Origin of the sequence: Paenibacillus sp. 32352 (assembly GCF_002042965.1) — a bacterium.
GTDB classification, from domain to species: domain Bacteria; phylum Bacillota; class Bacilli; order Paenibacillales; family NBRC-103111; genus Paenibacillus_S; species Paenibacillus_S vulneris.
In genome coordinates this window covers 24,725-36,812 of the sequence record NZ_MZNT01000005.1, presented here as the reverse complement: position 1 = coordinate 36,812, position 12,088 = coordinate 24,725, and the positions used below count along the sequence as shown (strand labels likewise).

Annotated in this window: 12 protein-coding genes; all 12 read left to right on the top strand. The window is 50.1% G+C overall.

The features are described from left to right. Window positions 1-65: 65 nt before the first annotated feature. The 12 genes from B1728_RS36265 (at window position 66) to B1728_RS13085 (ending at window position 11,994) form a co-directional block, all read left to right on the top strand. Window positions 66-230, top strand: a complete 165-nt coding sequence (locus B1728_RS36265) for a hypothetical protein (RefSeq protein WP_179136003.1) — start codon at window positions 66-68, stop codon at window positions 228-230. 259 nt (window positions 231-489) lie between these two features. Further along, a complete protein-coding gene (gene aroC, locus B1728_RS13135; protein ID WP_079910681.1) occupies window positions 490-1,653 on the top strand; it encodes a chorismate synthase in 1,164 nt (387 codons plus the stop codon). 18 nt (window positions 1,654-1,671) lie between these two features. Next, on the top strand, window positions 1,672-2,766 hold the full coding sequence (gene aroB, locus B1728_RS13130; protein WP_079910680.1) for a 3-dehydroquinate synthase: 1,095 nt from the start codon (window positions 1,672-1,674) through the stop codon (window positions 2,764-2,766). Between the two features lie 4 nt (window positions 2,767-2,770). Then, window positions 2,771-3,148: a chorismate mutase gene (gene aroH, locus B1728_RS13125; RefSeq protein ID WP_079910679.1), complete on the top strand. Its 378-nt coding sequence runs from the start codon at window positions 2,771-2,773 to the stop codon at window positions 3,146-3,148. A gap of 262 nt (window positions 3,149-3,410) precedes the next feature. Then, window positions 3,411-4,949 (top strand): anthranilate synthase component I, encoded by a 1,539-nt coding sequence (trpE, locus tag B1728_RS13120; RefSeq protein ID WP_079910678.1) that lies wholly within the window; start codon window positions 3,411-3,413, stop codon window positions 4,947-4,949. A gap of 73 nt (window positions 4,950-5,022) precedes the next feature. After that, window positions 5,023-6,063 carry an anthranilate phosphoribosyltransferase gene (gene trpD, locus B1728_RS13115; protein WP_079910677.1) on the top strand — a complete coding sequence of 347 codons (1,041 nt, stop codon included), beginning with the start codon at window positions 5,023-5,025 and terminating at the stop codon, window positions 6,061-6,063. Beyond that, window positions 6,053-6,850, top strand: a complete 798-nt coding sequence (gene trpC / locus B1728_RS13110; protein WP_079910676.1) for an indole-3-glycerol phosphate synthase TrpC — start codon at window positions 6,053-6,055, stop codon at window positions 6,848-6,850. Before trpD ends, trpC begins: the two co-directional genes overlap by 11 nt. 7 nt (window positions 6,851-6,857) lie before the next feature. Further along, window positions 6,858-7,565: a phosphoribosylanthranilate isomerase gene (locus B1728_RS13105; protein ID WP_079910675.1), complete on the top strand. Its 708-nt coding sequence runs from the start codon at window positions 6,858-6,860 to the stop codon at window positions 7,563-7,565. Continuing rightward, window positions 7,558-8,763: a tryptophan synthase subunit beta gene (gene trpB, locus B1728_RS13100; RefSeq protein ID WP_079910674.1), complete on the top strand. Its 1,206-nt coding sequence runs from the start codon at window positions 7,558-7,560 to the stop codon at window positions 8,761-8,763. Before B1728_RS13105 ends, trpB begins: the two co-directional genes overlap by 8 nt. Further along, window positions 8,750-9,559, top strand: a complete 810-nt coding sequence (trpA, locus tag B1728_RS13095) for a tryptophan synthase subunit alpha (RefSeq protein WP_079910673.1) — start codon at window positions 8,750-8,752, stop codon at window positions 9,557-9,559. The genes trpB and trpA overlap by 14 nt, the downstream gene beginning before the upstream one ends. A gap of 184 nt (window positions 9,560-9,743) precedes the next feature. After that, window positions 9,744-10,844, top strand: a complete 1,101-nt coding sequence (gene hisC, locus B1728_RS13090) for a histidinol-phosphate transaminase (protein WP_079910672.1) — start codon at window positions 9,744-9,746, stop codon at window positions 10,842-10,844. Window positions 10,845-10,902: 58 nt separating this feature from the next. Then, window positions 10,903-11,994, top strand: coding sequence for a prephenate dehydrogenase (locus B1728_RS13085; RefSeq protein WP_079910671.1), 1,092 nt, complete (start codon window positions 10,903-10,905; stop codon window positions 11,992-11,994). Window positions 11,995-12,088 lie beyond the last annotated feature (94 nt).

The following is a 12,088-nucleotide window of genomic DNA, read 5'->3' as shown; positions in this document are numbered from 1 at the left end:
ATGTATATCTTCTTCCATCCCTTCCAATACTGAAAAACATGGACAACTACTTGCAGGAGGGCCCGATGGATAAAAGAAAAGTGATCATGGCATACCGGAGAGGTTTTATTACGATACAGGAATGCGCTCAAATATTGGGAATCGATTCATTGCAGGTGATGGGAATGGTAGATGATCCTGAACTGAACGAAATGCCGAGACCATTGAAAAGGCAGCCTGTTAACGGTTAGGTTGTTACGCAATCCGATAAATATAGGGGAAGAGGCGCTAGCGCGGCTTGTAAGCTGTCGCAGCGCTTCTTTTTTTGATTTTATGCCCATTTGATCATTCGTCACAGTAAAGAACGATATATGGCGATTTGATGCCGTTTTCTTGTCAAACCGTGACACCTATACTATAATTAGCACATGATGGAGTACATAAAAGCGCTAAAGCGTGCCGAACGGTGCCGTGCTTTTTTGGGTTACAGGATGAAAGGGGAAAACGAGTGTGAGATATTTAACGGCAGGGGAAACCCACGGCCCGCAGCTGACTGCGATTATTGAAGGCTTTCCGAGCAACGTGACCATAGACTTCGAAGAGGTGAACTTTCAGCTGGCCCGGCGTCAAAAAGGCTACGGCCGCGGACGCCGCATGCAAATTGAACAGGACACCGCTAACATCGTCGGTGGCGTAAGACATGGCAAAACTACAGGTGCGCCTATCGCTTTAGTGGTTGAAAATAAGGACTGGAAGCACTGGACCTCGGTCATGAATATCGAGCCTATTGAAGGCAATGATGAAACGAAGCGCCGCGTAAACCGTCCTCGTCCCGGTCATGCGGATTTGAACGGCGGATTGAAATATAATCAGAAGGATCTGCGCAATATCCTGGAGCGGTCGAGCGCCAGAGAAACGACCATGCGCGTTGCCACCGGTGCCGTTGCACGTCAGCTTTTGTCCGCATTCGGCATTAAGGTAGCAAGCCAGGTCATCCGTATCGGTGAAATTGAAGTGAAGCGTCAGGAGCTACCGATCGATGAGCTGATTCGTATTACGGAAGAATCTCCTTTGCGCGTAGTGGACAAGGATGCGGAAGCGCAAATGATCGCTGCGATCGACGCGGCCAAAGAGGATGGCGATACGCTGGGCGGTATCGTGGAGTGTATCATTGAGGGGGTTCCCGTTGGCTTGGGAAGCCACGTACAGTGGGACCGCAAGCTGGATGGACGCATCGCGCAGGCGGTATTGTCGATTCAGGCCTTCAAGGGCTGCGAGATCGGTATCGGGTTTGAAGCGGCGAAGCTGAGAGGCTCCAAAGTACATGATGAGATTATGTATAATGAAGAGAGAGGATTTTATCGCGCATCCAACCGGGCAGGCGGCTTTGAGGGCGGCATGACAACCGGTGAGCCTATCGTGGTTCGCGGCGTGATGAAGCCGATTTCGACGTTATACAAAGCTCTGCAGAGTGTGGATATCGATACGAAAGAAGCGTTTACCGCACAGGTGGAGCGTTCCGATACTTGTGCAGTCGCAGCAGCCGGCGTCATTATGGAGAACATTATCGCATGGGAAGTTGCCAATGCGTTCCTGGATAAATTCGGCGGAGACTCGCTTGAAGAGATCCGTAATAACTACAATAGCTTCATGGAGCAAGTAAAAAGCTATTAGAAGCGGAGCGTGAAACCGGTGAGAGAGCTTACGGTAGATTTAGGGGAACGTTCGTATCCGATTTATATCGGGGAAGGTATATTGGATCAAGTCGGTGAGTTATTCATCAAGCATAAACTCAGTAATGCTTCCCCTCTGCTGCTCGTGACGGATTCGAATGTAGCCAAGTTTCATCTGGAGCCTGTCGTGAAGAAGATCCAGGAGGCGGGATATAAGGTTGCCACTCACGTTGTAGCTGCCGGAGAGAAGTCCAAGTCACTAAGCGTCCTGGAGGAGGTCGTAGCAACGGCCTTGGAGGCGGGACTGGACCGCAAGTCTTCCGTCATCGCCCTGGGAGGCGGCGTCGTTGGTGATTTGGCCGGCTTCGTAGCCGCAAGCTATATGCGCGGAGTTCGCTTTATTCAGATTCCGACAACCATTCTGGCACATGACAGCAGCGTCGGCGGCAAGGTGGCCGTTAATCATCCGTTGGCGAAGAACATAATCGGCGCGTTTCATCAGCCAGAGATGGTTATCTATGATACGGCCACCCTCAAGACCCTGCCGGATCGCGACGTCAGAGAAGGCTTGTCGGAAATGATCAAGCATGGCCTTATCTGGGATGCCGGGTTCACAGCATGGCTGGAAGAAAACGCTGAGAAGCTGGTTTCCTTGGACCAAGAGGCTTTGCAGTACGGCTTGTACGAGGGCTGTAAGGTGAAAGCCTATGTCGTGTCCCAGGATGAGACGGAGAACGGTCTTCGGGCTATTCTGAATCTCGGGCATACGATCGGCCATGCGTTAGAAGCCGTTGCGAGCTACAATGAGCTGCATCACGGGGAAGCCATTTCGATCGGAATGGTTGGAGCTGCCAAGCTGGCTGTTAAGCTCGGTAATCCGGAGCATATCTATACAGTGACCAAGCGTATTTTACAAAAGTTCGGTCTTCCGACCCGGTTACCGGCCCATTTGGACACGGATGAAATCATGCGCGCTATGATGCATGACAAAAAATTTCAAGAAGGAACGATGGTATTTATCATTCCTACGGAGATCGGCAAGGTTGAAATCAACAAATCGGTATCTGCGGCTGACGTAAGAGAAGTCGTGGAGCAATTGAAACAGGAGGCATAAATTCATGCTAGTTCGGGGAATTCGCGGTGCGACAACAGTTGAACATGACGAGAAGAATGAAGTATTGACGGCAACAAGAGAACTGCTGCAGCAAATTATTGCAGAAAACGGAATACTCCCTGAGGAAATCGCGTGTGTGTTTATCACGGTGACCAATGATCTCACCACAACATTCCCGGCTGTAGCCATTCGTCAGCTTCCGGGCTGGGAGCTTGTACCGTTGATGTGCTCGCTTGAGGTGCCGGTTGAAGGCAGTCTGCCAAAGTGCATCCGTTTGATGGTGATGGCCAATACGGAGAAAAGACAGGATGAGATTGTGCATGTCTACTTGAAAGAGGCTATGCGCCTTCGTCCTGATTTATCGAAATTGACAAAAGCATAAAAGCCATAGTATAGTTACAGTAGTGATTTAGAACAGTTAAGAGCAGAGTAGAGTTCAGTATAGTTTGAGCAGAGTTGAGTAAGAGCCGAGCGTATTGCAATAGTCCCGTGCGTTTGATATTGCACTTTATTTTATGTTGCCTTTTATTGGCACAGGACTACGGTTATGATCATCTGCGAAACCAACCTCTACTTTGACGTAGAGGTTTTTTTGTTTATATCTGACATGTTGTTGATTTGAGATGAGAAGAGGAGAGAGTAGGATGTATACACCAGAGCTTAAGGAAGTTATTCGACTATCCCGCCAGTATAATTTGATTCCGGTCGTACGGACGCTTATGGCGGACACCGAGACGCCGATTCGCGTATTCCAGCACTTTTATCAGGAGAAACGCGCATTTCTGCTGGAAAGCGTTGAGGGTGGAGTGAAATGGGCCCGATATTCCTTTATCGGCACGGATCCCTTCCTTATGATTACTGCCAAAAATGGTGTAACCCAGATCGAGAGCCAGAACGAAACGAAGCATTCACTGGAAAAGCCGATCGAAGTATTGAAAGGCTATCTGCGGGCTTATTCCAGCCCGTCGCTTCCTGATTTGCCCCGCTTTACCGGCGGAGCGGTTGGATTTTTCGGTTATGATTTGCTGCAATATTATGAAAAGCTGCCTGCGCACCGGGTAGATGATCTGCAAATGAACGATATCCAGTTCATGTTTTGCGATCAAGTTATCGTATTCGATCATTTCAAACAGCAGATCAAAGTCATCGCGAACGTTCATGTTCCCCAGCATGGTTCAGATGCGGAGATTGCGGCTGCTTATGAGACCACTTGTGCCAAAATTGATGAAACGATGGAGCGCTTGAAGCGTCCGCTGCCTGTATTCTCCATGGCTCAGCAGCAAATTCCCGAAGAAGTGGAGCTTGGCGAGCTGAAGTCGAACGTAACGAAAGAGCAGTTTATTGCAAACGTGGAGAAAGCCAAGGAGTACATTCGTGCGGGAGACATTTTTCAAGTGGTGCTGTCCCAGCGGTTTGAGATCGAGACCGATGTATCTCCGCTTCATGTGTACCGGATCTTGAGAACGATGAACCCGTCGCCTTATATGTACTGTCTGAAGATGGACGATGAAGTTATCGTAGGTACTTCCCCTGAGCTGCTGGTTCGCGTGGAGGACGAGAAGGTCGAGACACGGCCAATCGCTGGAACACGCCCGCGTGGAGCGACACCTGAGCAGGACCAAGCCTACGAAATCGAGCTGCTGGCCGATGAGAAGGAACGCGCCGAGCATTTGATGCTCGTGGACCTGGGACGCAACGACATCGGACGCGTATCCGAGTTCGGGAGCGTGCATTGCGATACCCTCATGCAGGTGGAACGCTATTCTCATGTGATGCACATTGTATCGAACGTATCCGGTAAAATCGCGAAGGATAAAGATTTCTTCGATGCCTTTATTTCCTGCTTACCGGCAGGAACCGTATCCGGAGCACCCAAGCTGAGAGCAATGGAGATCATTGCGGAAGTGGAAAATGAGGCGAGAGGCGCCTATGCCGGAGCTATTGGTTATTTGGGCTTTTCCGGCAATATGGACACATGCATAACGATCCGTACGATTATTTTCAAAAATGGAAAAGCCTACGTTCAAGCAGGAGCGGGTATCGTATGGGATTCCGTGGCGGAAAGCGAATATCAGGAGACTGTCAACAAAGCGAAGGGGATGCTGAAATCCATTCGCACGGCAGAGGTTGTTTTTTCGCAGAAATCGTATGCTCATGCAGTCATTAACCACGACTACTATTAATCTATTACTCTGCCAGCCGGAGGGCTTCGGGGTCATTGTCGGCTGCTAATGAAATTATGGGGAGGCAGTTCACATGGAAAAAAAGGTTACGGTTCAACAAGCGATACAACAAATCATTAATGCTCAGCATTTGACGCGTTCAGAGGCCAGAGACGTAATGTCCGATATTATGGATGGCCTGGCGACACCGGCTCAGATCGGAGGTTTTCTCACTTCGCTTAGAATGAAGGGGGAAACGATCGAGGAGATTACCGGGTTTGCCGAAGCGATGAGATTGAAGGCGAACCATGTACGGACGGAACGTACTCAATTACTGGATACTTGCGGTACTGGCGGAGATGGAGCCGATACGTTCAATATATCGACCACAGCGGCTATTGTTGCGGCTGCAGGCGGAATTCGGGTTGCCAAGCACGGCAACCGGGCGATGTCGAGCAAGAGCGGCAGCGCGGATGTGCTGGAGGCACTGGGCGTCAATATTGATCTGGACCAGGAGTATGCCGCGAAATGTCTGGAAGAAGTAGGGATCTGCTTCATGTTTGCGCAGAAGTACCATCAATCGATGAAGCATGCGGCGCTTCCGCGCAGGGAGCTGGGCTTCCGCACAGTATTCAACCTTCTCGGGCCGCTGACGAACCCTGCGGGCGCCGATCGTCAAGTGCTGGGTATATTCGACCGCGGCAAAACGGAAACGATGGCTCATGTCATGAGAGCCTTGGGTGTGAAGCGTTCGCTGGTCGTAGCCAGTCTCGACGGCTTGGACGAAATCAGCATTTCCGACGCAACGCAGGTGACGGAGCTGAAGGACGAGGATATATTTACTTACGAGGTAACGCCGGATTTGCTCGGACTTAAAAGCTACAGCATCAAAGAGGTGGTCGGCGGAGATGCGGCGACCAATGCAGAAATCATTCGCAGTGTGTTCCATGGCGCAACAGGCGCTTGCCGCGATATCGTGCTTGCCAATGCAGGGGCATGCTTCTACGTGACAGGCAAATGCTCTACGCTGCAAGAGGGCGTGAAGTATGCGGCTCATGTGATCGATTCGCGTCAGGCTTTGAATAAATTGCAGGAACTAGTCCAATTTACGGGAGAAATCAGACATGTTTCTTGATAAAATCGTAGCAACTAAAGTACAGGAAGTTGAAGCATTGAAGCAAACTGTAACGATAGCCCAAATGGAGCAGCGCATTGCCGCGCTGCCCCCTTGCCTGGGCTTTGAGCAAGCACTGGCTCAAGGCCGCAAACGTCCTATGGGGCTCATTGCTGAGGTGAAGAAGGCATCGCCATCCAAAGGGTTGATCCGCAGTGATTTTGAGCCCGTACAGCTGGCTCAGGCATATGAGAGAGCAGGGGCCGATTGCTTATCGGTATTAACCGATGTAGACTATTTTCAGGGCTCCAATGAGTATTTGAGCAGGGTAAGACAATCCGTGAAGCTTCCTTTGTTAAGAAAGGACTTTACCATTGACCTCCATCAAATCTACGAAGCCCGCTGCATCGGAGCCGATGCTATCCTGTTAATAGCGGCCATTTTAACAACTGAACAGCTTAAGCAGTTTTCAGAAACGGCCAAAGACCTCGGTTTGGATGTACTGGTCGAGGTTCATGATAAGGAAGAGCTGGACCGTGTGCTGACCTTGGACGCAACATTGATCGGAATTAATAACCGCAATTTGAAGACCTTCGTAACGGATCTGAAGACGACGGAGGAGCTGATCTCCTTTATTCCAAAGGATGTAACGATTGTAAGTGAGAGCGGCATCTCGCAACCGTCAGAAATTGAATATTTGCAATCGATCGGCGCGAAAGCGGTGCTGGTAGGAGAACATTTCATGCGTCAGCCAATCGTTGAGCAGGCTGTGCATGACTTGATGGGAAATGCTGCCGTAAAGGGGTAAAACAGTCATGACAAGCGTAAAAATATGCGGGTTGAAGGATGTGCAAACCGTTCAATCCATCCTGCATTTGCCGATAGATCACATCGGCTTTCTTTTTGCCAAGAGCAAGCGTCAGGTAACTCCACAGCAGGCAGGAGAATTGATTCGTGTCATAACGGATTGGAAGTCTTCCGGAAAAGCGGCTCCTCTGACTGTGGGTGTGCTAGTTAACCCGTCAAGGGAGGAGCTGGCTGACGTTCTGAAGGAGGCTCCGCTCGATATATTGCAGCTTCACGGACATGAAACCCCGGAGGAATGCCGTTGGATTAAGAATGTATTCCCTGGAATCCGCCTGTGGAAAGTTGTATCCGTAACGAATGTCCGGCAAGGGGATGAGCATGAGAGTCCTCAGAGCTCTAAGGATGTCATTGCGGCGCAGCTTGATCCGTTCAAGGATGTTGTGGATGCCATCTTGCTGGATACGTTTGATCCTGTGTATGGCGGCGGATCAGGCAAAACATTTGCTTGGGAGACCATCCCGCCCTACCAGGAATGGAGCCGATCGGCGGGAGTCCCCTTGCTTGTGGCCGGCGGGCTGCATGCAGATAACGTAGGAGAGCTGCTGGACGCTTATACGCCTGACGGAGTAGACGTATCCAGCGGTGTAGAGACGGAAGGCGTAAAGGATATTGCAAAAATAACCAGCTTTGTCGAAAGGGTGAAGCATCGTGTATAACGTACCAGATGAGCATGGGCGATTTGGGAAGTTTGGGGGACGCTACGTTCCCGAAACGTTAATGAACGCGTTGATTGAATTGGAAGAAGCATATAAGAAATATGTGAAGGAAGAGAAATTTCAGCAGGAATTGACCTATTTGCTGCACCGGTATTCGGGCCGGCCAACCTCCCTTTACTATGCCGAGCGCTTATCCGCTCACTTGGGCGGAGCCAAAGTATACCTGAAGCGCGAGGATTTGAATCATACCGGAGCCCATAAAATTAACAATTCATTGGGTCAAGGACTCTTGGCCAAATGGATGGGCAAGAAGAAGCTGATCGCCGAGACCGGAGCGGGTCAGCACGGCGTTGCTACAGCAACGGTTGCCGCTCTGCTGGGCTACGAGTGTAAGGTATTCATGGGTGAAGAGGATATGAAGCGTCAGCAGCTTAATGTGTTCCGGATGAACCTGCTGGGTACGGAAGTCGTACCGGTAACATCCGGTACCCGCACGCTGAAGGACGCATGCAACGAAACGCTTCGCTACTGGGTTAGCCATGTTGACGATACCTTCTATATCCTTGGGTCTGCAACGGGACCGCATCCGTATCCGATGATGGTTCGCGATTTCCAACGCATTATCGGAGATGAAGCCCGCAAGCAAATACTTGAGCTGGAAGGCAAGCTGCCTAATGCGGTCATTGCTGCAGTAGGAGGCGGAAGCAACGCCATCGGGATCTTCTATCCGTTCGTGCAGGATGAAGGCGTACGCTTGATTGGCGCCGAAGCGGCTGGCCGCGGAATCGACACGAAGGAGCATGCCGCAACCATGACCCTGGGCAGCCATGGGGTGTTCCAAGGCTCGATGAGCTACTTGCTGCAGGATGAATACGGACAAGTACAGGAGGCGCATTCCATCTCCGCCGGTCTGGACTATCCTGGTATCGGTCCTGAGCATGCTTATCTTAAAGATTCCAAACGTGCGGAGTACTATCCGATCACGGACAAGGAAGCGTTGGACGCTTTGCAGCTGTTGAGCCGTACGGAAGGCATTATTCCGGCCCTGGAAAGCGCTCATGCCATCGCTCAAGCGATGAAGGTGGCTCCAACGATGGGCAAAGACGAAGTCATCGTCGTCAGCTTGTCCGGCCGCGGAGATAAGGACGTAGAAGCGATTATGGGCTATTTGGGAGGTGCTGTTCATGAATCGCATTGATCGTACATTTGCGGAACTGAAAGAACGGAAGCAGCCGGCCTTTATTCCTTTTTTATCGATTGGCGATCCGGACCTGAAGACTTCGGTTGATATTATTAAGCAACTGGAGAAGTCCGGTGCCAGCATGGTGGAGCTGGGAGTTCCTTATTCGGATCCGCTGGCGGACGGTCCGGTCATTCAGCGTTCTTCGATGCGGGCTCTGAAGAAGCATCAGGTTTCCATTAAAGATGTTATTCAAGTGGCAAGACAGGCACGGAGCGAAGGCTGCGAGCTGCCGTTCATCTTGTTTACTTACTATAATCCCGTGTTGCAATTCGGCTTGAACAAAATTTTCACCCTATTGCAGGAGAGCGATATTAGCGGAATGATTATTCCCGACCTGCCGATGGAAGAGGACGCAGAGGTACGTAAGCTGGCGGACGAGCACGGTATTCATTTGATTCCACTCGTCGCACCTACATCCAACGACCGTATCAAGCGAATCGTCTCCCGTGCCTCCGGCTTTGTTTACTGTGTTTCTTCCTTAGGAGTTACCGGTACAAGAACCGAGTTTCACAGCGGAATTGACGATTTCCTGAAGACGGTGAAGGAGTCGACCTCGCTGCCTATCGCTATCGGTTTTGGCGTTTCGACGCATGAGCAGTTTGCAAGATTCGCCGGGATTTGTGACGGCATCGTTGTCGGTAGCGCGCTGGTCCGCCAGGTAGAGGAGGCACTTCCTTTATTTGAGCAGGAGGAGACGCGGCCGCAGGCACTTATGCAAATTCATAACTTCGTAACCCAGTTAATTGGATAAAGCAGGACCCTCGCGATCATTAGGATCGGCGGGGGTATTTTTTTGGTGATGCGACTTAATATAAAACTTTTCTTTTTTTCATAGTTGTGAGAAAATTGATAGGAAGCAACAAATAGCGAGCGTGTTCAATCGGAGCACGCACTTGCCATAATTGGATTATTACTTTGAATGAGGTGACCCTAAAGTGCAACCTAAGAAAAACATTGTCCATCTGCCGGTCTACAAACCGGGCAAGCCTATGGAAGAAGTAAAGCGTGAACTGGGCTTGACGGAAGTCATCAAGCTGGCTTCTAACGAAAATCCGTTCGGGTCTTCTCCTAAAGTAAAAGAGGCAATCCTCTCGCTGCTCGATCAAACGAGCATTTATCCGGACGGCGGAGCCGTTGATCTGACGAAGGCGGTAGCAGACCATTTCGGAGTAGAAACGAACCAGGTTATTTTCGGAGCGGGGTCTGACGAAATCATTTTGATGCTGGCCCGCGCCTTTTTCGTACCGGGTGATGAAACTATCATGGCTACGCCTACCTTCCCGCAATACAAGCACAATGCCGAGATTGAGGGAGCTGTTTGTATAGAAGTGCCTTGCATCGACGGGTTTCAGGACCTGAAGGGCATGTTGGCCAAGGTCAATGAACGTACCAAAATTATTTGGCTGTGCAACCCTAACAATCCTACAGGAACGATGCATTCCCATCAAGAGGTGGTTGACTTTATTAATGCCGTTCCGCCTCATGTGCTGATCGTGCTGGACGAAGCTTATGCGGAATACAACGTGAGCGGTGAATACCCTGACAGCATCGGTCTTATCAAGCAATACAAAAATGTCATCAGTCTTCGCACCTTCTCTAAAATTTACGGATTGGCTTCTCTTCGCATCGGTTACGGTATCGGTCATCCAGATGTGATTAAATCGATCAATCAAGTTCGCGAGCCGTTCAATACAACAAGCTTTGCGCAAAAAGCTGCTTTAGCCGCTCTTGCAGATGAGCAGTTTATAGAGGATTGCCGTCAAGCCAATGCGGCTGGCATTAAGTACTTATCGGCTCAATTTGATCAAATGAAGCTGAATTACTATCCTGCACACGGCAACTTTATTATGGTTGATGTAGAGCGTCCGGGAGGCCAAGTGTTCGAGGCCATGCTTCGCAAGGGTGTAATCGTGCGCCACGATCCGGGTTGGGGTATGCCGACCATGCTCCGCGTTACGGTGGGCAGCCAAGAGCAAAACGAGAAGTTTATCCGCGCACTGCAAGAGACGCTTGAAGAAGTGGCTGTTATCGCTTAATATCTTCACACTGCACTGCTTTAGTGTCTGTTAGCAAATTCAAAGAAGGAAGCTATTCATGACGAAAATCGCTATTTTTGGCGTGGGACTCATTGGAGGGTCCTTAGCGCTTTGTTTTAAAGGCAAGCCTGGAATTACGGTGGTGGGTCATTCTCCGAACCAAGCATCGGTGGAACGTTATTTAAAACGCCAAGTGGTTGACCATGCGACTACTTCCATGGAAGAGGCCGTAGAGGACGCCGATTTCATCTTTATCTGTGTGCCCGTCGGTAATTTGGAAGAATACTTGGCCAAGATCGCCAAGCTTCCTTTAAAACCGGGCTGCATTATTACGGATGCAGGAAGCACCAAGGCGTCCATCTCATCCTTCGCCTCTACGTTGAAGCTGAAGGATGCTTACTTCATTGGAGGACATCCGATGGCAGGGAAGGAGAAGTCTGGTGCGGAAGCGGCGACGTCGCATTTGTACGAGAATGCCTTCTATGTGCTGACTCCGGATGCAACCATTCCGGACGAAGTGTACAACCGTCTGGCGGAGCTGCTTCAATGGACTCGCGCGCACCTGGTCAAGCTGAATCCCAAGCTGCATGATGAAGTGGTCGGGGCTATCAGCCACTTGCCGCATATCATCGCGGTTGCGCTGGTGAATCAGATCGCTGGCTACAACGAGTCGAACGAGTACTATCAAAATTTGGCCGCTGGAGGTTTCAGGGACATTACCCGCATAGCGTCTAGTGACCCGATTGTCTGGCGCGACATCTTAAGCGACAACAGAGAAGTGATCCTGCGGCTGCTGGAGGACTGGAACTCGGAGATTGCACGGTTTATAGAGCAGCTGAAGCATAACGACCGTGAGGGGATAGAGGAACAGTTCCGCCGTGCCAATAAGTTTCGCTCCGCATTGCCGGAGAGACGCAAGGGCGTGCTGACCTCCGTGTATGAAGTTTATGTTGACGTACCGGATCATCCGGGTATCATCGGTCAAATTACTACACTGCTTGGGAATCACCGGATCAACCTCAGCAATATTCAAATCATTGAAAGCAGAGAGGACATCCCGGGAGTCCTTCGGTTGTCTTTCCGTGAGGAATACCACATGGATAAGGCTATCGAGTTATTGAAAGAAGAGAACTACGCGGTTCACGTGTAGTTCTCTTTTTTTCTAAAAATAAAATAAAACGTTTTCAAAAAAGTATTGACATTTTGAAAACGTATACATATAATAAAAGTACAGTATGGTTTCT

Bases quoted from the DNA above. Each gene is read 5' to 3' on its own strand.
- B1728_RS36265 (WP_179136003.1), top strand. From the start codon at position 66: ATGGATAAAAGAAAAGTGATCATGGCATACCGGAGAGGTTTTATTACG.
- aroH (WP_079910679.1), top strand. From the start codon at position 2,771: ATGCTAGTTCGGGGAATTCGCGGTGCGACAACAGTTGAACATGACGAG.
- trpE (WP_079910678.1), top strand. From the start codon at position 3,411: ATGTATACACCAGAGCTTAAGGAAGTTATTCGACTATCCCGCCAGTAT.
- trpD (WP_079910677.1), top strand. From the start codon at position 5,023: ATGGAAAAAAAGGTTACGGTTCAACAAGCGATACAACAAATCATTAAT.
- trpC (WP_079910676.1), top strand. From the start codon at position 6,053: ATGTTTCTTGATAAAATCGTAGCAACTAAAGTACAGGAAGTTGAAGCA.
- B1728_RS13105 (WP_079910675.1), top strand. From the start codon at position 6,858: ATGACAAGCGTAAAAATATGCGGGTTGAAGGATGTGCAAACCGTTCAA.
- trpA (WP_079910673.1), top strand. From the start codon at position 8,750: ATGAATCGCATTGATCGTACATTTGCGGAACTGAAAGAACGGAAGCAG.
- B1728_RS13085 (WP_079910671.1), top strand. From the start codon at position 10,903: ATGACGAAAATCGCTATTTTTGGCGTGGGACTCATTGGAGGGTCCTTA.